Here is a 22,112-nt window from a genome sequence, read left to right on the forward strand (position 1 = left end):
CGGCACCGGATGCCGTCGCGCCGGTGGCGGCGGTCACACGAAAACAAACGGCGCGCGGATCGCGCCGCACGCCGTTTCGCTTTCCCCGGTGGCGCGATCCTGCCTCGCCGCGCCTGCCGCGCGCTCAGCCGATCGTCAGTTTCTTCTGTCCGGCCGGCGTCTTCTTCGGCAGCGTCAGCGCCAGAACGCCATCCTGATACGACGCCGTCGCGTTCGCGTCGTCGATCTCGCCGGGCAGCGAGAACGAGCGGCTGATCGTGCCGCTGTAGCGCTCGCGCCGGATCACGCGCTCGCCGTCCTTCTGCTCGTTGTTGCGCTCGATCTTTGCGTTGATCGAGACGGCCCGGCCCGTCACCTGGACGTCGATGTCTTCCTTTGCGACGCCCGGCAGTTCCGCGTTGACCTTATAAGCATCGTCGCTTTCCGTGACGTCGATCTTCATCGACGCGAGATTGGGTTCGTCCGTCATCGCCATGCCTCGCAGTGGCCTGAACAGCCCCTGGAACAGGTCGGAGACAGGGTCGACGGAAAACGGATCGTAGTGAATCAGATTGCTCATGATGTGCACTCCTCGAACGGTTGAATCGACCCGGCGCGTTCGTCCCGACGGTGCCGGACCGGAAGGCGGGACGCGCCGCCGCGGCACATGCGTGTCGCGCGAGGAACGAACCGTCCTGTCTGGCATCCAGCGTAGACGTGCCGGCCGGCTGCGGCTTGATACGTGTCAACGGCGCGCGGTGGTCAGGTGCAGAACCGGAAAAATCCGCTGTGGAGCAGGATCGGCCGGCCGCCGACTTCCTCGAGCATGCGGCGCGCCGCGCATTCGATGGCGGGGCGATTGCACGAGAACGCGGCCACGAGATCCGGCTCGCGAGGCGACGCGGCGCGGAAATGGTCTTCCAGTGCCTCGGCCGTGATCACGCATTGCACGCGCCGACCTTCGATGAGCGCTGAAAAGGCCAGCGCGGGCTCCATCCCGGAATACGCCGGTGGTTCGGCGGGAAACGAGATATCCATGACGGTCTCCTGACGGGATGGCGCCCCGATCGACGCTTGCACGGTGGGGTGTCAGGCGGCCGCAACGACTGCCCGCGCCGCGTCGTCGCCGCGCACGAGCAGTACCGGGCAGCTCGCCGCGCGCAGGAAGCGTTCCGCGACACTGCCGAGCACCATGCGCCGGATCCCGCGCCGCCCATGCGTGCCGAGTACGGCCAGATCGATCGCATGTTCGGCGACATAGCGCTGCAGGCGCTCCGCGACATCCTGACCGAGCTCCGTTTCGGCGATTTCCGTATCGCCGTTCACGCCCGCGCGCGCGATCGTCCGCTCGGCTTCTCGCAGCACGGCTACACCGTCACGTCTGACTTCCTCGATCAAGGCATTCGGATCGATTCGTCCGGCGTAACTGAGCAAAATGGATTTGTCGACGACGAAAACGGCAAACAGACGGGCTCCGTATAACCTGGCCATCTTCAGGCCTTCGTCAAGCGCTTGGCTGGACGAAGCACTACCGTCTACGGCGACCATGATATTCGTGTACATACGGACCTCGCGGGATGGACAGGCGTACAGGCGACGTTTGGACTTGCCTTCATCATCACCGCTCGTCGAGATCGGACGTTGACCGAAATCAACCGTGCGAAATGTCCGGCATCGCGCCGGATTTCGATGCGGAAACCGCACGACAGGATCTGCCGTGCGATTTCGCACACGGGTGGCGTTTCACCCATCGCAGCGATCGACTACCCGAGAATATTGTCGCCAAGGTCCAGCAACTGATGACGTAGCGCAAAGCGAATCATGTCCGATTCATTGGTCAGATCCAGTTTTTCCATAATGCGCGACTTGTACGTGCTGACCGTTTTGATGCTGATGTCCAGGCTCCCGGCCATCTGCGTAATCGATTGTCCGGATGCCAAACCAACCAGGACCTCGAACTCCCGCTCGGTCAGACGATGATGCGCGAGCGCCCCACTGTCGCCGTTTGTGACTTGCGCCAACAAGTCGCCCACCATCGTGCTCACATATACCCCGCCATCGGCGAGCTTTCGAACCGCATCGATCAGATCCGACTTCGAGCAGGTCTTTGAAAGAAATCCCGACGCCCCGGCCCTGAAAGCACGCACCGCATGGGTCTGTTCGGAATGCGCCGTCAGCACGAGCACCCGGACCTCCTGGTACTCCTTCTTGATTTGCCTGATCAGGTCGACTCCGTGAATGCCGGACATCATCAATCCGAGTGACAGCACGCGCGGCTTCAAAGCACGCACGAGTTCGAGTGTGCCGGCCCCATCGGTCGCTTCGCCGGCGACATCGAAGCCGTCGACCGCTTCGAGGACGTTGCGCACCCCTGCCCGCATGACGGCATGCGCGTCGGAAATCACCACTTTGATCATGACAAACACCCATCCATTCGGCAGGTGAACGAACCCGCAATGACCTGCGATTCACAGGCACCGGTTTGTTTGAAAGCATGGGGTCGTAAAGGCGTGTCGTCTGCACGCTGACGTACAAAGTGCGGCGGCCTGGGCGGATCGCCACGGCGCGCGCGCTTCCGGGCGAGACACGGTCCGTTCAAACCCGGTGCCGAATGTCGAGCGATACCTCGAAGTTGCGCCCCCTTGATCCAGATCAGCACGCAACGCAGGCCCGTGCCGATGCTGTTCATACGGCGTCAACGGTGTTCCAGTCTGCCGTACGACGTCATCCATACACACGCCAAAGGAGTCGCCATGCGCGCCGAACGGATAAAGGAGATGTGGGCCGAATTCGATGACCTTGCTTCGAAAAGCGAAAACGAGGATGTTCAATTTCTGATCCGGGCGATCAAGCTGCATGCTGAGCTGATGAATGCCCGACTCGGCGCGCTCGAGGCGTTGGGCAGCGTCAACGTTCAAACCAGACCGACATGATGTGCGGCCGGTAGCGGACGGCCGGGCCAGGTTCATCACGGCCCGGCCCCTGTTTGCTCCAGCGATGATCCTGCCGGGGTTTGCCGCACGGGGCTCCCCGCCCCGATCCCCGGCGCTCGCCTAGCTGCGGCGGTTGCCGAAGAGCCGCATCAGCATCAGGAACAGGTTGAGAAAGTCGAGATAGAGCGCAAGCGCGCCCATGATCGCCTTCTTGCCGGCGATCTCGTCCGCTTCGCCCGCGATGTAGATACGCTTGATGCGTTGCGTGTCGTACGCGGTGAGTCCCGTGAACACGAGCACGCCGATCACGGAAACGACGAACTGCAGCGCCGACGAAACCAGGAAGAGATTCACGAACCCCGCGATGATGATGCCGATCAGCCCCATGAACAGAAAGGAGCCGAAGCGCGAGAGATCGGCCCGTGTCGTGTAGCCATAGAGGCTCGTTGCGCCGAACGTGGCCGCGCTGATGAAGAACACGCGCGCAATGCTCTCGCCCGTATACACGAGGAAGATGCCGGAAAGCGAGAGCCCGACCAGCGCGGCGTAGGCCCAGAAACTGATCTGCGCCGCGCCGAAGCTGATGTGCTCGATGCGGAAGCTCAGCAACATGACCAGCGCCAGCGGTGCGAGCAGCACCACCCAGAAGAGGGGCGTTCCGGCGATCGACCGGTAAAACCCGGTTGACGCGCCGAGGTACGCAACAGCGCCCGTCAGCGCCAGGCCCCCGGCCATATAGTTGTAGATGCGCCGCACATACTGCCGAAGGCCGACGTCGTCGTCGCCCGATACGCGCTGCGACTCTTCTGGTCGCGCCCCCTGTCGAAAGTCGTTTCCCATGATCGATTCTCCTCGGATCGCAGTCGTGGCGGCCGCGCTTCGTCGTGGCCGTTCCCGTGATCAATCTCGCCCCTCGGGTCACCGGGCACCTTGACGCACATCAAGCCCATCCGGCGCCGCACCCGCTCCGCAGGGCCTCGCGCGCATCCGAATTGCAGCGCACGAAGCCGCGGATCTGCTTGAGTTGCGTCAAGCCGCGCGCGATACGCACCGGCATGGCCTGCCGCATCCGGATCGGTTGACGCATCTCAATCGCCGCGCCCGGAACGCGGATATCGTGGCGCGAGCGCTCGCCAATGACGGCAGCGCGATCCGGCGTCCCCGGACGTCGACAGCGGTTTCACCCAATCTGAACAGGGGCATTTCCATGCAACGCAGCACACGGGATTCGGATCGAGCCGCCCGCCGACGCGCGGCCGGCATCGATCGGGACAACAGCCGGTTCTATCTGGTGGGCGGCGGCATCGCATCGCTGGCGGCGGCGGCCTTTCTGATCCGGGACGGCGACGTACGCGGCTGCAATATCACGATCATCGAAGCGCTCGATCGCCTCGGCGGCAGCCTGGACGGCGCGGGTTCGGCCGACGAGGGCTACGTGATCCGGGGCGGCCGCATGCTCGAAAGCAAGTACCTCTGCACCTACGATCTGTTTTCGTCGATCCCGACGCTCGACAAGCGCGGTTCCGTCACCCGCGAAATCCTCGACTGGAACGAGACCATGCGGACCGCGTCGAAGTCGCGCCTGGTGCGCGACGGCCGACGGGTGAACAAGCCGCCCTTCGGGCTCGACGAAGGGCACATCGTCGCGCTGGAGCGCCTGTCGATCGAGCCGGAAAGCATGCTCGGAGACAGCCGGATCTCCGATCACTTCAACGCCGGTTTCTTCACGACGAATTTCTGGCTGATGTGGTGCACGACCTTCGCGTTCCAGCCCTGGCACAGCGCGGTCGAATTCAGGCGCTACCTGCTCCGGTTCGCGCACATGGTGTCCGGATTCAACCAGTTGCAGGGCATCATGCGCACGGTCTACAACCAGTACGATTCGCTGGTGAGGCCGCTCGAGAAATGGCTCGACGAGCGCGGCGTGCGGTTCGAGTCGAATACCCGCGTGACCGATCTCGTGTTGAGCCGCACCGAGGGCGACACCCGCGTCGAGGAAATCGTCTGCGAGCGCGACGGCGCCACCACCCGAATCGCGGTGCGCGAAGGCGATTGCGCGATCGTCACGCTGGGCTCCATGACGGAAGGATCGAGCCTCGGCGGCATGGACCGCCCCGCGACGCTCAACGGCCGGGCCGACGCCGGCGCATGGGCGCTGTGGGAGAAGATCGCGGCCGGACGGCCGGCGTTCGGACGCCCGGCCGCGTTCGCCGATCACATCGACGAATCCAAATGGCTGTCGTTCACGGCCACGCTGCGCGAGCCCGCCCTGCTCCAGCGGATTCGCGACCTGACCGGCAATGTGCCCGGCGAAGGCGGCCTGATCACCTTCGCGGAGTCGAACTGGCTGATGTCGATCGTGGTGCCGCATCAGCCGCATTTCCTTGGTCAGCCCGAGGACGTCAGCGTGTTGTGGGGATACGGGCTGTTCGTCGACGCGCCCGGCAACTTCGTCGAGAAGCCGATGGCGGCCTGCACGGGGCGCGAGATCATGACCGAATTGCTCGGACATCTGCGACTCGCCGAGCAGGCTGACGACCTCCTCGCCGGGCTTACCTGCATCCCGTGCATGATGCCGTTCATCACGAGCCAGTTCCTGGCGCGCCAGGACGGCGACCGGCCGCAGGTGACGCCGGAAGGCACGGCCAATCTTGCTTTCGTCGGGCAGTTCTGCGAGTTGCCGGACGACGTCGTGTTTACCGTCGAATACTCGATCCGCAGCGCGCAGACGGCCGTTGCGGCACTGCTCGATCTCGACCGCCGGCCGCCCCCGGTCTACAAGGGACAGCACGACCCACGGGTGCTGTATCGGGCATTCACGACGCTGCACGATGCCTGAGCGCGGCATGCAGGACGGCGGGCGCGGCGCTCACGATCTGCCCGCGCGACGCGCGCCGGGCCGATCGGCAAGCGCCCGCGACCGGTTCGCGTCCTTGACTTGAATCAGGCGGGCCCCGCGGGCGGGCCCGATTCCCGATGCGCGGCCGAGGTGGCCCGGGTGACGGCGCGCAGCGCATCGATCTCGTCGAGCAGATCGAGCGCGAGCGCGATGCCGGGCGGGTTGATCATCAGATCCCGGGACAGGCGCTGCGCGATCGCGACACGGCGCAGCACCGCCCCGCTGAAACGCCACTCTCGCGGGCCGGCGCCCATCGGATCGAGGGCGCCCTCGGCGACCCACAGCGTCAGTTCCGCCTCGGACGCGCCGCTGATCCGGCACAGCTCGACGAACGTCAGCTCGACGCGCTCGTCGATGACCTGTCCTTGCAGACAGGCGGTTCTGGTTTCTTTCATGATGCGTCACCCGTAAAAATGCGCGCGCGGGTCGAAATCGAACGACTGGCGCATGGTGTCGTAGGCAGCCTTGCTCCGCTCGCTATCGGCGGGCGGCAGGACAATCTTGAGCTTCACGTACAGGTTGCCGGGCGGATCGCCGGGAATCCCCTTGCCTTTCAATCGCAGCCGTCTTCCGGATGGCGAATTCCCGGGCACGGTCACCGCGACCTCGCCGTCGGGCGTCGGCGTCGTGACCGTTGCGCCGAGTGCCGCTTCCCATGGCGCGACCGGGAGATCGACCGTCACATCCCGGTCGTTCACCTGAAAACGCGGATGGTCGCGAAACGCGATCTCGAGATACAGATCGCCGGGCGCACCGCCACCGTGCCCGACGCCGCCCTGTCCCGCCAACCGGATGTACTGTCCGGCCCGGATGCCTTTCGGGATGGAGACATTCAGCGTCCGCGGCTGCAGCCGCACGTGTCCCTGCGGGTCGATGCCCGGCAGGCTCAGCGAAATGACGCGCTGCGCGCCGCGATACGCGTCTTCCAGATCGACGACGAGCTTTGCATGGTGATCGCGCCCGGCGTTGAGCGGCCCGTCCGGCCGGGCTCGCCCGGCGGCGAAGATCGACGCCAGATAGTCGTCGAAGTCGGGCGGCGCGCCGGCTCCGCTGAATTCGAACCCTTCGTCCCAGTTCGGCTCCGGGCGGAATGCGTCGCCGCCGTGCCATCCGGCGCCGAGCCTGTCGTAGGCGGCCCGCTTCTCGGGGTCCTTCAACACCTCGTAGGCGTGCCCGACTTCCTTGAAATGCGCTTCGGCATCCTGATGCTTGCTGACGTCGGGGTGATATTTGCGCGCGAGCTTGCGATACGCCCGCTTGATGTCGTCCTGCGTCGCGTCGCGCGCCAGGCCCAGCACCTCGTAGTAGTCCTTGTATTCCATGAGAAAGACCTGACGGGAAAAGCGATGGAGCGACGGACCGGCCGGCGCATGCGTCGCCGCAGCCTGGCCGAAGCGGCGCCCCGTGCCGTGAATTCCGGCATGGCGCGGCGCGGGACGGCAGCGCGAAAGCGTCGTTCACGCGCGTTCGCGCCCCCTCCTTCGCAGCGTATTCAGCGATCCGGCAACGGGATTGACCCATGTCAACGGCCCACCGGCAAGCGTGGTCGACGATGTGACGACACGGAACGGGGGAGCCACGTGGAGCACCATGCCGACATCCTGAGCGGCGGACGCTGGTACCCGCGCGCGGCCGACTGGCGCGATCCGCTCGCCGTTCTGCTGGTGCTCGGCCTGGCGGTGCTCGTCGGCGCCGGCGCACGGCAGATGGTCGGGCCGCTCGTGATCGCTCAGCACGCGCCCATCACGCTCGCGCCCGGCGCGTTGCCTGAATACACGCTGCGCACGGTGATGCGCATGCTGGCCGCGCTGTGCGCGTCGCTGTGTTTCACCTTCACTTATGCGACGCTCGCCGCGAAAAGCCGCCGCGCGGAAATGGTGCTGATTCCGCTGCTCGACGTCCTGCAATCCGTGCCGATTCTCGGTTATCTGTCGTTTACGGTGGTGTTTTTCGTGTCGCTGTTTCCCGGCAACGTGCTCGGCGCGGAACTGGCGGCGATATTCGCGATTTTCACGAGCCAGGCATGGAACATGACCTTCAGTTTCTACCAGTCGCTGCGGATGGTGCCGCACGATCTGGACGAAGCGAGCCGCAGCCTGCGGCTGTCGGCATGGCAACGATTCTGGCGGCTCGAAGTGCCGTTCGCGATGCCCGGCCTGATCTGGAACACGATGATGTCGATGTCGGGCGGATGGTTCTTCGTGGTGGCCTCCGAAGCGATTTCGGTCGGCACCCTGCGAATCGCGCTGCCGGGCGTCGGTTCGTATGTCGCGCAGGCGATCGAGCAGCGCGATCTCCGCGCGGTCGGCTATGCGATTCTCGCCATGACCGTCGCAATCGTGCTCTACGACCAGTTGCTGTTTCGGCCGATGGTCGCCTGGGCCGACAAGTTCCGCTTCGAACAGACGGTCAGCCGAAGCGCGCCGCACAGCTGGGTGCTCGATCTGCTGCGGCGCTCCAGCCTGATCCGGCACGCAAGCGCGCCGCTCGGCTCGGTCCTGCAGCGGACCGCGCACGCGCGCCTCGCGTTGCCGCGGCATGCGCCCGCGCTGCGTCTGTCCTTGTCCCGGCGCACGGGCGACGCGATCTGGCTGGCCTCGTGCGCCGCCGGCCTCGCTTACGTGGTCTCGGCGTTGCTGCGCGTCGCCGTGCCGCGCCTGGCCTGGGCCGATGTCACCGTCGTCGCGCACGACGGCCTGCTGACCTTGTCGCGGGTCGCCGTGCTGATCGTGATCGCGTCGATCGTCTGGGTGCCGCTCGGGGTGCTGATCGGACTGCGGCCCAGGATGACGGAGCGCGTGCAGCCGATTGCGCAGTTTCTCGCGGCATTCCCCGCCAACCTGCTGTTTCCGGTGGCGGTCTTCCTGATCGTGCGCTTCGGCCTCGCGCCGAGGATCTGGTTGAGCCCGCTCATGATCCTGGGCACGCAGTGGTACATCCTGTTCAACGTGATCGCGGGCGCGACCGCGCTGCCGGACGATCTGCGGGAAGCCGCCGCGAGCTTGCGCCTGCGACCGCTGGCGTGGTGGCGCAAGGTGATGCTCCCCGGCATTTTTCCCTATTACGTCACGGGTGCGATCACGGCATCGGGCGGCGCGTGGAATGCCAGCATCGTGTCCGAAGTGGTCAGCTGGGGGCCGACCACGCTCGACGGCGGCGGGCTCGGCGCCTATATCGCGCGCATGACCGTTGCGGGCGACTACCTGCGCATCGCACTCGGCATCGCGATGATGTCGATACTGGTGATCGCCACGAACCGCCTGCTGTGGCGTCCGCTCTATGTGTATGCGGAACGCCGCGCCCGACTGGATTGACTCCCGCCATGTCCGAGCTTCCGCCTCCTGCCATTCAGCCCGACGCCGCGCCGGCCATTCGCGAGGCGCCGCCCGTGATCGAACTGAGCGATATCTGCATGTCGTTCGCCAAACCCTCGGGCGCGCCGCTGCCGGTACTGGCCGGCGTCGACCTGACGCTGCGCGAAGGCGAGATTCTCGGCTTGCTGGGGCGGTCGGGGTCCGGTAAATCCACGCTGCTGCGCATCGCGGGCGGTCTCGTCCAGCCCTCGTCCGGCCAGGTCCGTTATCGCGGCGCGCCGCTCGCGGGGCCCGCGGAAGGAATCGGGGTCGTGTTCCAGACGTTCGCGCTCTACCCGTGGCTGACCGTGCTGGACAACGTCGAGCTGGGACTCGATGCGAGCGACTTGCCGCGCGAGGTCATTCGCCGGCGCGCGTCGTCGGTCATCGAACTGATCGGTCTCGACGGCTTCGAGTCCGCGTTTCCACGCGAACTGTCGGGCGGCATGCGGCAACGCGTCGGGTTTGCGCGTGCGCTCGTCGGCGAACCGGCGCTGCTGTTGATGGACGAGCCGTTCTCGGCGCTCGACGTGCTGACCGCCGACACGCTGCGCATGGATTTCCTGGATCTGTGGGCCGCGCGGCAGTTGCCGACCAAGGCGGTATTGCTCGTCACGCACAACATCGAGGAAGCGGTCCAGATGTGCGACCGCGTGCTCGTGCTGGGCGCGCATCCCGGCCATATCGTCGCCGAACTCCGGATTCCGCTGCCGCATCCGCGCCAGCGTCTCGACAGCCAGTTCCAGGCGCTCGCCAACGAAATCTACGCGATCCTGACCGCGCGGCTGGTCGAATCGCTCGATGCGCAGCGCAAGGGACTGGCCGATTTCACGCAACGGCTGCCGGTGGTGTCGAGCCACCGCATCGACGGCTTCATCGAGACCCTCGCCGCCGGCTCGAGCAACGGCTACGCCGAGCTGTCGAAGATCGCCGGGCCGCTGCTCAAGGTGGACGAACTGCTGCCCGCCGCCGCCGCGCTGCATATCCTGGCGTTCGCGGAACTGCGCGACGGCGCGATACGGCTCACTGCCGCCGGCCGGGTCTATGCGCAGGGACGTGCGGCCGACCGCAAGCGGCTGTTGCGCGAGCATCTCGAACATTTCGTTCCGCTTGCCAGTCACATCCGGGCCGTCCTCGACGAACGGGACGGGCATCGGGCGCCGCGCGAACGTTTCGAGCTCGAACTGGAAGATCGCCTCAACCGGCAGGACGCCGCGGATACGCTGCGAACCGTCATCGACTGGGGTCGCGCGTCGGGGCTCTACACCTACGACGACGCGACCCGCATGTTCGGTGCCGGCGATGAATAGCGCAGGCAGCCCTCGTCATGTCCATCGGACCCATCGGTCGGGCTGGTTGCGCGCGGCCGTGCTGGGCGCCAACGACGGCGTGCTGTCGATGGCGAGCCTGATGGTCGGCATGGCGTCGGCGGGGATGGCGCCTCGCACGATGCTCACCGCCGGCATCGCGGGGCTTGCGGCCGGGATGCTGTCGATGAGCGCCGGGGAATACGTGTCGGTCAGCTCGCAGGCGGATGTCGAATCCGCCGATACGGAAATCGAGCGGCGGGCGCTGCAAGCCGATTATGCGTACGAGCAGGACGAGCTGGCCGATATCTACGTCCAGCGCGGTCTCGATGCGGTGCTGGCACGCCAGGTCGCCGAGCAACTGATGGCGCGCGATGCGCTCGCCGCGCACGCGCGCGACGATATCGGCATCTCGAGCGCCATGGCCGCCCGGCCGATCGCCGCGGCGGCCACCTCGCTCGTCAGCTTCGCCGCAGGCGGCGTCGGGCCGCTGCTCGCCGCCGTTCTCGCATCGCCCTCGCGGGCGGTCGCCGTCGTCGTCGCGGTTGCGCTCGCGGTCCTCGCCGCGCTCGGCGCCGCGGCCGCCCGGCTGGGCGGCGCGCAGGTCGCGCGGAGCGTGTTCCGGGTGCTTGCATGGGGCGCGTTGACGATGCTCGGCATGACGTTCGTCGGCCGGCTGCTCGGCGCGGTTCTCTAGCGGCGGCAACCGAAATCCGCACGATTGCGCCATCCGATGCGGCCCCGCGCAGAGAACGGCACGCGGCTTGAGGTCGATCAAGGAACCCGCGGCCACGGTCCGTACAGTGGTGCCGTCACCTCGAAGGACGGCTTCCATGGCTGAGCAACCCCTATGCGATGTGGTCTTCGCCGATCGCTACGCGATGCCTGCCGAAACGTCGCGCCAGCAACTGTTCGACCGCGTGGCGCAGGCCCTGGCGCTCGCCGAGCCGGCCGCCACCCGGGAGCCGGTCGCGCGGCAGTTCGTTCGCAATCTGCGGCATGGGGCGTTCGGCGCGGGCCGCATCATGGCCAATGCGGGCGGGCCGCCGAACCAGACGATGGTGAACTGCTTCGTGCATCCCGTTGCCGCGCCTGCCTCGGCGCCGCACGAGGCCCCCGACCTCGACCGGGCGCTGGACGAGGCTCGCCTGACGCTGTCGATGGGCGGCGGCGTCGGCTACGATTTTTCCGACATCCCGCCGGCGACTGCGCTGCGCGACAGCGGCGCGACGAGCGAGCGCGGCGTGTGCGCAGCCATCGACCGGTTCGATCGCATGTGCTCGGAAGTCGGTGCGACCGGAACGCGGCGTGGTGCGCAGATGGCCGTGCTGCGCTGCGACCACCCTGACCTGCTGGCGTTCGTCGGCGCGAAACGCGGACGCTCGCGCTGGCCTACGTTCAACCTGTCGGTCGCGGTGACCGACGCATTCATGAACGCGGTTGCGGACGATCAGCCGTGGACGCTGCGACACCGGGCGCCGCCGCCCGGCGCGAGCGGCAGTCCGCCCGCTGCGCCCGATGGCCGCCAGGACTATGCGACGCTGCCCGCGCGCCGGATCTGGCATGAAATCGTCACCCAGGCGCGCGACAGCGCGGAGCCGGGCCTGCTGTTCATCGACACGATCAATGCGGCGAATCCGTTGCGCTTCCGGGAAACCCTCGCGGCCACCAATCCCTGCGGCGAGCAACCGCTGCCGCCGTATGGCAGCTGCGTGCTCGGCCCGATCGACCTGTCGCGGCTGGTTCGGCATCCGTTCGGTGTGGACGGCGAACCGCGCTTCGATTTCAGCGCGCTGGCAGCCGCCGTGGAGATCCAGGTCCGGCTGCTGGATAACGTGCTGGACCTGACGCACTGGCCGCTCGCCGCCCACGCGCGCGAAGCCCGTGCAACGCGCCGCATCGGCGTGGGCGTGACGGCGCTCGGCGACGCGCTGACCATGATGAAATTGCGCTATGACGCACCCGCCGCGCGCGAACTGGCAGGACGGATCGCCCGCCACATGCGGGATCACGCGTATGCCGCGTCGGCCCGGCTGGCGGGCGAGCGCGGCGCGTATCCCTGCTGCGATCCGGCCGTCCATCTCGACGGGCGCACCGGCGCGCCGCCCTTGCCTGGCGCGGTCCGCGCAGCCATCGAGCGCGCCGGATTGCGCAACAGCCATCTGCTGTCGTTCGCGCCGACCGGCAGCGTCAGCATTGCGTTCGGCGGAAATTGTTCGAACGGCGTCGAACCGGCCTACGACTGGATCTGCCAGCGCAAGGTCCGACTCGGTGACGGCGAAACCCACAGCCTGCGTGCGGAAAACCGCGCGCATCGCCGGTTTCGCGAACTATGCGGCGACCGGACGCCGCTGCCCGACTACTTCACCCGAGCCGTCGACGTTGCGCCGCCGGATCACGTGGCCATGCTCGCCGCGCTTCAACCCTACGTGGATGCGGCGATCTCGAAGACGGTGACGGTCGGCAGCGCCTGCACGCTGTCGCAGATCGATGCGCTGTTCTTCACCGCCTGGCGGTCGAAACTGAAAGGCGTGACCGTGTTCAGGCCCGACGCGTCACTCGACGCGGTGCTCGTGGCCGTCGAGGCGGGAGCCTGCGCGTCGTCGCCTTGCGTCAACTGCTAGCCGAAGGGCGATTGGCGGCCTTGCCGTCCGTCGGCGGCCGGGATGCGCGCGAGGCCGCTGCGGCACTCAGCCGCCAGCGCGCTGCCAGTCGGCGCGCAACAGGCCGTCGCCGTCCCGATAGTGGAGCGTCAAGTGGCCCTGGTGCGCGCGCAGCACGGCCTCGCCAAGCCGGCGCAGCAAATGCGGCCCCGTGGTCCGCACGGTCATCCGGGCCGGCTGTTCGTCGATTTCCATGATGCGTTCGAGCGGATGCTCGTTTTCTTCGCCGGCCGCCTGGCGGCGCAGCAGCGCGACCAGATCGTCGCGATGGCCCGCGAGATACTCGCCCGTCAGCACGAACTCGCCGGCCGGCGCATGGTCGTGGATCCGGCGGCAGGCCGGGCACGTGAGCTGCCGCAATGCATCCGACGACGCGCGCCAGATCCACCGCCCGTCTTCGTAGAGCGCGCCGCATTCGCCGCAGCGCGTCGAGCCCTTGATGCGCGCCGGCGACCGATAGCTGTCCCGCGTATGAGGCCCCGGCTGCTTGTCGCGGCGCATTCCGGGCTTCGCGTTCCGCTCGTTCGATCTGTTCATGGTGGTATCCGGCTGGTGTTCGGTGCACATCGCGCGGAGGGCGCGACGCGGCGAACGGAAGCGCGATCGATTCGCCTGCCTCCGTTCCGCCCGTGCCGGTTCTCCGGCGGCGTGCTCTTCGGGCGCGGCGCGAGCGCCGGCCCCCATCGTGGCGCACGAACATCGCGCCCTTCTGTCGTCGAGCATCGCCGCATCCGACGCGTACGCCTTGACGCGGATCAATGCCGCGGTGGTTTCCGGGACGCGCGACGTCGGAACACTGTCTCCCGGTCACGCGATGGGCGGCGATTGACGCAGGTCATGGCCGATCGGTCCGTGATTGCGTTGAATGAAGCCGAGTCCGGGCGCGGGCCCGGCGCATGCGTGCCTTGCTCACGGACACGCGCGGAACCGGCCGCGAGCCCAAACCGGGGCCGCAGCCGCAGCCGCGTCCGGCAGCCGGACGCCCGCCATGCGCGATTCATTGACGGATCCCAGGGGAAATCATGTCGCTTGCCGTGCTCCGCCGCCGTCCCGGCCCGCTGCGAAAACAGAACCAGTCGCGGGCCGCCCGCCGCCACGCGCGGCGGCTCGACGCGGCGCTGCGGCGCGCGTCCGCCTACCCGCACCCCGCCGGCCGGATCGAACGAATCGAGACACACCTCTCCGTGGTCTACCTGGCCGGACGTTTCGCCTACAAGCGGCTCAAGCCGCTCGACCTGGGCTTTGCCGACCTCAGACCCCTCGCCGCCCGGCGCCGCAGTTGCGACGCCGAGCTGATCCTGAACCGGCCGCTGGCGCGCGAACTCTATCTGGCCGTCATGCCGCTCGAACGCACGCGGCGCGGTTGCCGGCTTGCCGGCTGCGCTACGCGCGCGGCGGCGGCCATCGACTATCTCGTGAAGATGCGCCGTTTCGACCAGGCCGCGCTGTTTTCCCACCTGCTGGCGGCGGGCGCGCTCACGAACGCGGATATCGACCGCGTCGCGGCCCGGCTTGCGCGCTTTCATGCGCGCGCCGGCAAGGACGTGCCGTCCGCCGCGTTCGGCAGCGCCGCCTTGCTGCGCGCGCAACTCGACACCGTGCTCGCGTCGCTCGCGGTCGAGCCCATGGCCCTGCCGGCCGCGCTGCAGGACAGCTACCGGCACAGCTGCATGGCGCTGTCTCCTCATCTCGACACGCGCCGGGCGGACGGCTTCGTGCGCGCCTGCCACGGCGACCTGCACCTCGGCAATCTGGTCCGCCGGGGCACCGACGTGTTGATGTTCGACTGCATCGAATTCAGCGACGCCCTCCGCTGGATCGACGTCGTCAACGACCTTGCGTTCCTGGCGATGGATCTGTGCGCGCACGGCCGCGCCGATCTCGCCCATCGCCTGCTCAATCGCTGGCTGGAGGCGACGGGCGATTTCGCCGGCCTCGCGGCGCTGCCGCTGTACGTCGGCTATCGCGCGCTGGTGCGCGCGCAGGTGGCCGTGTTGCGCGCCGGCTCGGGCGGCCCGCGACGCACGCCGGCGCAAAACGACGATCTGCGCGCGGCCAGACGTTACATCGCGCTCGCCGCGCGCGTCGCACACCGGCCGCCGCCGTATCTGCTGCTGTGCCACGGCGCGTCCGGCACCGGCAAATCCGTCGCAAGCCGCGCGCTGGCCGATCTGATCGGCGCGGTCCGAGTGTCGAGCGACAGCGAGCGCAAACGCACGCAGCCGCTCGCCCCCGTCGAGCGCGGCGCACTGCCCGACAGCGCCTATACGGCGCGCGCGATCGACGCCCAATACGATCGGCTGCGCGCGATCGCGGAAACCACGCTGCGGGCCGGCTACCCGACGATCGTCGACGCCACCTTCCTGGCCCGCGCCCGCCGTGCGCGCTTCGTCGCGTTGGCCGAGGCGCTTGGCGTCCCCGTGTTCATCCTCGATTTCCGCGCCAGCCGGACCTGCATGGCCGAACGCGTCAACCGCCGCTGGCTGGCGGGAAACGACGCGTCCGATGCCGGGCCCGCGGTGCTGGACGCGCAGTGGCGCGACGCCGAGCCGTTGACGCCGGACGAAACAGCGATCTCGCTTCCCTTCGATACGGAGGTGCCGATCGATCGGTTCCGGTCGGCCGGGTATTGGCGGCCGCTGCTGGCCGCGTTGCACGCGGAGCGGAGGCGCGCCGCCGCGGATGCGGCGCGGCGTCCGCGCATCGGTTCGTTTCCGGGGACGGCACCGGCCTGCCCCGGTTGATCTGAGTCAATGACGGCCGGCGTTCCGCTGACACGATGAATCTACTCGTCACGCGGCATCGCGGCCGCAGTCAGGAGCTTGCACGATGCATTCGTCCAGCCCGGAGCGCCCGTTCGATCCGGCCGCCGCACGCGACGGCCGGCGCCCGCTCGCGGGGCGCGCGGCCTAGCCGTGTCGCCCGCCCGCTTGCGGCCCGCGACCGCATGGCTGCGCTGGGTGCCGGGCGTCGCGATGCTGCGCACCTACCAGCGCGGCTGGCTCCCGCGAGACCTGCTTGCCGGCGTGGTGCTGACCGCGGTGCTCGTGCCGATCGGCATGAGCTATGCGCAAGCGTCCGGGCTCCCCGTGATCGCGGGGCTCTATGCGACGATCGCGGCCCTCGTCGGCTACGCGATATTCGGGCCGAGCCGCATTCTCGTCCTCGGTCCCGATTCCGCGCTGGCCGCGCTGATCGCAGGCGCAATCGTGCCGCTCGCTCACGGGGATGCCGGACGCGCGCTGGCGCTCGCCGCCCTGCTCGCGATCATGTCCGGCACCTTGTGCACGCTGGCCGGCGTGTTGAAACTGGGCTTCGTGACCGATCTGCTGTCGCGGCCGATCCAGTACGGCTATCTGAACGGCATCGCGGTCACGCTCGCCGTCGGCCAGGTACCGGGGCTGCTGGGATTTTCCGCTTCCGGCGCCACCTTTGCCGACGCGGCGTCGAGTATCGTGCGCGGCGTGCTCGCGGGCCGGGTCGACAACGCATCGTTCACGCTCGGTGCCGGCTGCATCGCTTGCCTGATGCTGATGCGGCGGTACGCGCCGCGCTGGCCCGGCGTGCTCGTGGCCGTGATCGGCGCGACCCTGGCGGGCAGGTGGCTGCAACATGCGCCGGGCGCGCACGTCGCGGTGGTCGGCATGTTGCCCGGCGGCGCACCGTGGCCGCGGATTCCGCGGGTACCGCTCGCCGACATCGGCCGCCTCGCGCCCGGCGCGATCGCGATCGCATTGGTGTCGGTCGCCGACATCAGCGTGTTGTCGCGCGCCTTTTCCGCCAGCAACGGGGACGACACCGATCGCAACCAGGAACTGGTCGCGCTCGGCATCGCGAACCTGCTGGCGGGACTGCTGCGCGGCTGCGCGGTCAGCAGCAGTTCGTCGCGCACGCCGGTGGCGCTCGCCGCGGGCGCCCGCACGCAGCTGACCAATCTCGCGGCCGCGGCCTGCATTGCGCTGCTCCTCGTGCTGCCCGCGATGCTCAGCCATGTGCCCAACGCCGCGCTGGCCGCCGTGGTGATCTTCTCCGCGGCGGGGATCATCGACGTACGCAGCGTGGCTCGGCTGTTCCGGATGCGCCGCGGAGAGTTCGCGATCTCCCTGTTTTGCTTTGCCGGCGTCGTGCTGCTTGGCGTGGTGCCGGGCATCCTGCTGGCCGTGGGGCTGTCGCTGCTGTCGTTCGTGTGGCGCGCCTGGCATCCGTACGACGCGGTGCTCGGCCGGATTGCCGGCATGCGCGGCTATCACGACATTTCGCGGCATCCGGGCGCGCGGCAGTCTTCCGGCGTCGTGGTGTTCAGGTGGGATGCGCCGCTGTTCTACGCGAACGCCGGGATTTTCTGCGACCACGTGCGCACGGCGATCGCGCGGGCCGAAGCGCCGGTCGAGTGCGTCACGCTCGCCGCCGAACCCATCACCGACATCGACGTGACGGCGGCCGACACGCTGGTCGCGCTGCGCCATGAATTGTCGGGGCGTCGCATCGCGCTCCAGATCGCCGAAATGAAAGGGCCGGTCAAGGACCGGCTGCGGGCCTACGGGCTGTACGAGATCTTTGGCGCCGCCTCGTTTTTCCCCACGGTGACCGATGCGGTCGACCATTACGCCCGGCAGCGGCGCCCACCCGTTCCATGACGGCGGGCCATCCGGGCCTGCCGGCCGCGCGGCTATTGCGCGATGTGCGGGTACATCCTCGCGCTGATCGCGACCAGCGCGGCCAGCGTCGCGGTCAGGATGACGAAGTCGGCGCCGAGGCCGTAAGGCACGGCGCTGGAAAAACCCGGCAACAGCAGGGTGCGCAGCGCGTCGACCTGGTAGGTCAGCGGATTCAGGTGGGAAATCACTTGCAACGCGCGGGGCATCATGGCGGTCGGATAGATCGCGTTGCTCGCGAAGAACAGCGGCATGGTCAGCAACTGCCCGACCCCCATGAAGCGCTCGCGCGTCTTGACCAGGCACGCGATGATCAGCGAAAAACTGGAAAACACCGCGGCGCCGAGCACGACGAACAGCACGAGCCCCGCCCACGCTTGCGGGCCGGTATTGAGCCGGACACCCAGCAGCGCGGCGAGCGCGATCACCACGGCGGCCTGCACCAGCGCGCGCACGCCGCCGCCGAGCGCCTTGCCCAGCACGAGCGCCGCGCGCGGCGTCGGGCTCGCGAGGAATTTGTGGACGATGCCGAGATCCTTTTCCCAGATCACCGAGATGCCGTTGAAGATCGCGATGAACAGCACGCTTTGCGCGAGGATGCCCGGCGTGATGAAGTCGAGGTAAGGCAAGCCGCCCGTCTCGATCAGCCGGGCGCGGCTCATCACCTGGCCGAAGATCAGCAACCACAGCGCGGGCTGGACGGCGCGCGTCGCGAGTTCGGTCGGATCGTGCCGGAGCTTGCGGACCTCCATGTCAGCAATCGCGAGCGTCTTGGCTGCGAAGCGGATGACGGCCGGGCGCGCGGCCGGCCCGGGCTCAACCGAGCCGGCGAGTGGTGACGCGGGTTTGGGAGGTTTCATCGTAGGCCCCTTGCGATGCCATGTCGCCATTCGTGTAGCGCTCGAATACATCCTCGAAAGTCGCGCCGGAACCCAGCGCGCGCGTCAGGTCGTCCGGCGCGCCGAGCGCGGCGATCCGGCCTCGATTCATGATCGCGACGCGATCGCACAGACGTTCCGCTTCCTCGAGATAGTGCGTCGTCAGGAGAATCGCGCTGCCCTGCGTCGACTGCAGCCGCTCGACCTGCCCCCACACCGACAGCCGCGCGACGGGATCGAGCCCGACCGTCGGCTCGTCGAGAAACAGCACGCGGGGGCGGTGCAGCGTGGATTGCGCGATTTCGAGCCGGCGGATCATGCCGCCCGAATACGTCTTCACCAGCCGGTCGCGCGCATCGGTAAGCTCCATCAGCGCCAATGCGGTGCGGATGCGCTCACCGCGCTCGGCGCGCGGAATGTCGTACAGCTTCGCGAACACCAGCAGGTTCTCGTAGCCGGTCAGGTCGCCGTCGGCCGACAGCGCCTGCGGCACGTAGCCGATGATCCCGCGGACCGCCGCGGCGTCGCGGACGATGTCGAATCCCCCGACCTTTGCGGTGCCCGCGCTGGGCGGCAGCAAGGTCGTGAGCATCTTGACGACGGTCGATTTGCCGGCGCCGTTGCGGCCCAGGAGCCCGAAAACCTCGCCCGCCGCGATCGAGAGCGTCAATCCGTCCACGGCGACCATGTCGCCGAAGCGCCGTGAAAGCGCCAGGGTCTGGATAACGGGTTCGGACATGACGGCTCCGGATCGGGGCAACGCGTACGCAAGGCTTGCGGTCGGGATGCAAGGCGCACGCGCCCCCGATGGCATCAAGGTAACGACGCGGCCGGCACGCGCCATTGACATGGCTCAATCGGCGATGTCGCCGGCGGATGCGCCGGCCGGGCGTTGCGCCGGCTTGATGACGATCAAGCGCCGCGGGGCCGCTCGCCGTACGGTGGATGCTGGGCGATTCGCCGCGAATCGCGCTGTCTGCCATGCCGCACGGCCACTTTCAGGAGCGTTGCATGAACCAAGCCGACCAGACCTCCCCCGCCCCGCTTTCCGACGCGCTGCTGCATCGCATGAACGCGTGGTGGCGGGCCGCCAACTATCTGTCGGTCGGGCAGATCTATCTGCTCGACAATCCGCTCCTTCGCGAGCCTTTGCAGATCGCGCACGTCAAGCCGCGCCTGCTCGGCCACTGGGGCACGACGCCGGGGCTGAACTTCATCTACGCCCATCTGAACCGGGTGATCAACGCGCGCGATCTCGACGTGCTGTTCATCGCCGGCCCGGGCCACGGCGGCCCCGGCGTGCTCGCCAACGCCTGGCTCGAAGGCGTGTACAGCGACATCTATCCGAACGTGCCGCAAAACGCCGAGGGCATGGCCGCGCTGTTCCGCCAGTTCAGCTTCCCCGGCGGCGTGCCGAGCCACGTCGCGCCGCAGACGCCGGGCTCCATTCATGAAGGCGGCGAACTCGGCTACTCGCTGTCGCATGCGTTCGGCGCGGCCTTCGATCATCCCGGGCTGATCGTCGCCTGCGTCGTGGGCGACGGCGAGGCGGAAACCGGGCCGCTCGCCACCGCCTGGCATTCGAACAAGTTCCTCGATCCGGCCTCGGACGGCGCGGTGCTGCCCATCCTGCACTTGAACGGCTACAAGATCGCCAGTCCGTCGATCCTCAGCCGCATCGGACAGGACGAACTGGAGAGCCTGCTCACCGGCTATGGCTATCGGCCGCTGTTCGTGTCGGGCGACGAGCCGATGGCCACGCACCAGCGCATGGCGGCCGCGCTCGACGACGCGCTGGACGACATTCGCGGCATCCAGGCGCGGGCGCGCAGCGCAGGCAACCTCGTCCGCCCGCGCTGGCCGATGATCGTGCTGCGCACGCCGAAGGGCTGGACCGGCCCGAAGCGCGTCGACGGCCTGAAAACGGAGGGCAGCTTCCGCTCGCATCAGGTGCCGATCGCCGACCTGAAACAACCGGCGCACCTGCACTTGCTGGAAGACTGGCTGAACAGCTATCGCCCCGACGAACTGTTCGACGCGGACGGGCGTCCGTGCGAGGCGATCCGGTCGCTGGCGCCGGCCGGATCGCGCAGGATGAGCGCGAATCCGGTGGCGAACGGCGGCGGCGAGGCGCGCGAGTTGCGGATGCCGGATTTCACCCGCCACGCGGTGGCGGTGCCCGCGCCCGGGCAGGTCGACGCGCAGGCCACGCGCGTGATGGGCGGCTTCCTGCGCGACGTGATGTCCGCGAATCTGGCCGACCGGACGTTTCGCGTGTTCGGCCCGGACGAAACGGAATCCAACCGCTTGTCGGCGCTGTTCGACGTCACCGCGCGCACCTGGATGGCGGAGACCGATCCCGACGACGTCCAGCTCGCGCCCGACGGCCGCGTCATGGAGATACTCAGCGAACATACGTGCCAGGGCTGGCTCGAAGGTTATCTGCTGACCGGGCGGCACGGGCTGATGTCGTGCTACGAGGCGTTCATCCATATCGTGGATTCGATGTTCAACCAGCATGCGAAATGGTTGAAGGCGTGCCGGGACATCCGCTGGCGGCGGCCGCTGCCGTCGCTCAACTACCTGCTGACCTCGCACGTCTGGCGGCAGGACCACAACGGCTTCAGCCACCAGGATCCGGGGTTCATCGATTTCGCGGTCAACAAGAAAGCCGACACGGTGCGCGTCTACCTGCCGCCCGACGCGAACACGCTGCTGGTCGTCACGGATCACGCGCTGCGCACCTGGAACCGGATCAACGTGATCGTCGCCGGCAAGCAGCCGGCGCCGCAATGGCTCGACCTGGATGCCGCGATCCGGCATTGCAGCGCCGGCGCGGGCATCTGGGAGTGGGCGGGGAACGACGGCGACGGCGAGCCGGATGTCGTGATGGCCTGCGCGGGCGACGTGCCGACGCTCGAGACGCTCGCGGCCGTCGACCTGCTGCGCACCCATCTGCCGGCGTTGCGCGTCCGGGTCGTCAACGTCGTCGACCTGATGACGCTGGAGCCTGCCGACGTCCATCCGCACGGGTTGAGCGACGCGGATTTCGACGCGATGTTCACGACGAACCGGCCGGTGATCTTCGCGCATCACAGCTACCCGGCCCTGATTCACCGGCTGACCTATCGCCGCACGAATCACGCGAATTTCCATGTGCACGGTTTCATCGAGGAAGGGACGACCACGACGCCGTTCGACATGACGGTCCTCAACCGGGTCGACCGGTTCCATCTGTGCGAGGCCGTGCTCGATCACGTGGGCGAACACGTGCAGCCGGGCGCGCATTTCAGGCAATACCTGCGCGACAGGCTGGTCGAGCATCGACGCCATGTGGACCGGTACGGCGACGACCTGCCGGAAATCCGCGACTGGCGCTGGCACGCGACGCCGGGTAGCCGGAACCCGATGCCGTGAGCCGCTCGTATTCGCCGGGGGACGGACG

The 22,112-nt window shown here is 68.0% G+C and carries 20 protein-coding genes; 9 read left to right on the forward strand and 11 right to left on the reverse strand.

The genetic code is table 11. The features are described from left to right. Window positions 1-124 precede the first annotated feature (124 nt). From BCO18175_RS08955 to BCO18175_RS08970, 4 genes are all read right to left on the reverse strand, one after another. Window positions 125-559 (reverse strand): Hsp20/alpha crystallin family protein, encoded by a 435-nt coding sequence (locus BCO18175_RS08955; protein ID WP_174949896.1) that lies wholly within the window; start codon window positions 557-559, stop codon window positions 125-127. 182 nt (window positions 560-741) lie between these two features. After that, window positions 742-1,017 (reverse strand): DUF1488 domain-containing protein, encoded by a 276-nt coding sequence (locus BCO18175_RS08960; RefSeq protein ID WP_098553584.1) that lies wholly within the window; start codon window positions 1,015-1,017, stop codon window positions 742-744. A gap of 51 nt (window positions 1,018-1,068) precedes the next feature. Next, complete coding sequence (locus BCO18175_RS08965; protein WP_174949897.1) at window positions 1,069-1,542, reverse strand: universal stress protein; 474 nt, start codon at window positions 1,540-1,542, stop codon at window positions 1,069-1,071. Window positions 1,543-1,742: 200 nt separating this feature from the next. Beyond that, window positions 1,743-2,396: a response regulator gene (locus tag BCO18175_RS08970; protein WP_174949898.1), complete on the reverse strand. Its 654-nt coding sequence runs from the start codon at window positions 2,394-2,396 to the stop codon at window positions 1,743-1,745. 336 nt (window positions 2,397-2,732) lie between these two features. Between BCO18175_RS08970 and BCO18175_RS08975 the strand changes: the two genes are divergently transcribed. Continuing rightward, window positions 2,733-2,912, forward strand: coding sequence for a hypothetical protein (locus BCO18175_RS08975; protein ID WP_098553581.1), 180 nt, complete (start codon window positions 2,733-2,735; stop codon window positions 2,910-2,912). Window positions 2,913-3,032: 120 nt separating this feature from the next. Here BCO18175_RS08975 and BCO18175_RS08980 read toward each other — a convergent pair whose 3' ends face one another. Together BCO18175_RS08980 and BCO18175_RS08985 are read right to left on the reverse strand one after the other, a co-directional pair. After that, window positions 3,033-3,752 carry a Bax inhibitor-1/YccA family protein gene (locus tag BCO18175_RS08980; RefSeq protein ID WP_174980295.1) on the reverse strand — a complete coding sequence of 240 codons (720 nt, stop codon included), beginning with the start codon at window positions 3,750-3,752 and terminating at the stop codon, window positions 3,033-3,035. A gap of 100 nt (window positions 3,753-3,852) precedes the next feature. Continuing rightward, window positions 3,853-3,999, reverse strand: coding sequence for a hypothetical protein (locus BCO18175_RS08985; protein WP_174980296.1), 147 nt, complete (start codon window positions 3,997-3,999; stop codon window positions 3,853-3,855). Window positions 4,000-4,119: 120 nt separating this feature from the next. Between BCO18175_RS08985 and BCO18175_RS08990 the strand changes: the two genes are divergently transcribed. Beyond that, window positions 4,120-5,751 carry an oleate hydratase gene (locus BCO18175_RS08990; RefSeq protein WP_174980297.1) on the forward strand — a complete coding sequence of 544 codons (1,632 nt, stop codon included), beginning with the start codon at window positions 4,120-4,122 and terminating at the stop codon, window positions 5,749-5,751. Between the two features lie 104 nt (window positions 5,752-5,855). Here the strand turns inward: BCO18175_RS08990 and BCO18175_RS08995 are convergent, their stop codons facing one another. Together BCO18175_RS08995 and BCO18175_RS09000 are read right to left on the reverse strand one after the other, a co-directional pair. Continuing rightward, a complete protein-coding gene (locus BCO18175_RS08995; RefSeq protein WP_174949902.1) occupies window positions 5,856-6,206 on the reverse strand; it encodes a chaperone modulator CbpM in 351 nt (116 codons plus the stop codon). A gap of 6 nt (window positions 6,207-6,212) precedes the next feature. Then, on the reverse strand, window positions 6,213-7,133 hold the full coding sequence (locus BCO18175_RS09000) for a DnaJ C-terminal domain-containing protein (RefSeq protein WP_174949903.1): 921 nt from the start codon (window positions 7,131-7,133) through the stop codon (window positions 6,213-6,215). 258 nt (window positions 7,134-7,391) lie between these two features. Here BCO18175_RS09000 and BCO18175_RS09005 point away from each other — a divergent pair, with 258 nt between their 5' ends. The 4 genes from BCO18175_RS09005 to BCO18175_RS09020 all read left to right on the forward strand — a co-directional run bounded on the left by BCO18175_RS09005 (window position 7,392) and on the right by BCO18175_RS09020 (window position 13,095). After that, complete coding sequence (locus BCO18175_RS09005; RefSeq protein WP_174980298.1) at window positions 7,392-9,125, forward strand: ABC transporter permease; 1,734 nt, start codon at window positions 7,392-7,394, stop codon at window positions 9,123-9,125. Window positions 9,126-9,133: 8 nt separating this feature from the next. Then, window positions 9,134-10,474, forward strand: coding sequence for an ABC transporter ATP-binding protein (locus BCO18175_RS09010; protein WP_174980299.1), 1,341 nt, complete (start codon window positions 9,134-9,136; stop codon window positions 10,472-10,474). Then, window positions 10,467-11,168: a VIT1/CCC1 transporter family protein gene (locus BCO18175_RS09015; RefSeq protein WP_174980300.1), complete on the forward strand. Its 702-nt coding sequence runs from the start codon at window positions 10,467-10,469 to the stop codon at window positions 11,166-11,168. The genes BCO18175_RS09010 and BCO18175_RS09015 overlap by 8 nt, the downstream gene beginning before the upstream one ends. Before the next feature lie 136 nt (window positions 11,169-11,304). After that, window positions 11,305-13,095 carry an adenosylcobalamin-dependent ribonucleoside-diphosphate reductase gene (locus BCO18175_RS09020; RefSeq protein WP_174980301.1) on the forward strand — a complete coding sequence of 597 codons (1,791 nt, stop codon included), beginning with the start codon at window positions 11,305-11,307 and terminating at the stop codon, window positions 13,093-13,095. 66 nt (window positions 13,096-13,161) lie between these two features. Here BCO18175_RS09020 and BCO18175_RS09025 read toward each other — a convergent pair whose 3' ends face one another. Further along, window positions 13,162-13,671: a BCAM0308 family protein gene (locus BCO18175_RS09025; RefSeq protein ID WP_174980302.1), complete on the reverse strand. Its 510-nt coding sequence runs from the start codon at window positions 13,669-13,671 to the stop codon at window positions 13,162-13,164. 485 nt (window positions 13,672-14,156) lie between these two features. On the opposite strand from BCO18175_RS09025, the gene BCO18175_RS09030 reads away from it, so the two are divergent. Together BCO18175_RS09030 and BCO18175_RS09035 are read left to right on the forward strand one after the other, a co-directional pair. Beyond that, entirely contained in the window at window positions 14,157-15,878 is a 1,722-nt protein-coding gene (locus BCO18175_RS09030) for an AAA family ATPase (protein WP_174980303.1), read from the forward strand. A 171-nt stretch (window positions 15,879-16,049) separates the two neighbouring features. Further along, window positions 16,050-17,771, forward strand: a complete 1,722-nt coding sequence (locus BCO18175_RS09035; RefSeq protein ID WP_368040714.1) for a SulP family inorganic anion transporter — start codon at window positions 16,050-16,052, stop codon at window positions 17,769-17,771. 32 nt (window positions 17,772-17,803) lie between these two features. On the opposite strand, the gene BCO18175_RS09040 is transcribed toward BCO18175_RS09035, so the two are convergent. Next, window positions 17,804-18,649 (reverse strand): ABC transporter permease, encoded by an 846-nt coding sequence (locus BCO18175_RS09040; RefSeq protein WP_174949909.1) that lies wholly within the window; start codon window positions 18,647-18,649, stop codon window positions 17,804-17,806. After that, window positions 18,606-19,511 carry an ATP-binding cassette domain-containing protein gene (locus tag BCO18175_RS09045; RefSeq protein WP_254608006.1) on the reverse strand — a complete coding sequence of 302 codons (906 nt, stop codon included), beginning with the start codon at window positions 19,509-19,511 and terminating at the stop codon, window positions 18,606-18,608. Before BCO18175_RS09045 ends, BCO18175_RS09040 begins: the two co-directional genes overlap by 44 nt. Before the next feature lie 167 nt (window positions 19,512-19,678). Here BCO18175_RS09045 and BCO18175_RS09050 point away from each other — a divergent pair, with 167 nt between their 5' ends. Next, window positions 19,679-22,084: a phosphoketolase family protein gene (locus BCO18175_RS09050; RefSeq protein WP_174980304.1), complete on the forward strand. Its 2,406-nt coding sequence runs from the start codon at window positions 19,679-19,681 to the stop codon at window positions 22,082-22,084. The last annotated feature ends 28 nt before the right edge of the window (window positions 22,085-22,112 follow it).

The sequence above is a fragment of the Burkholderia lata genome, from assembly GCF_902499335.1.
Lineage (GTDB): Bacteria > Pseudomonadota > Gammaproteobacteria > Burkholderiales > Burkholderiaceae > Burkholderia > Burkholderia lata_B.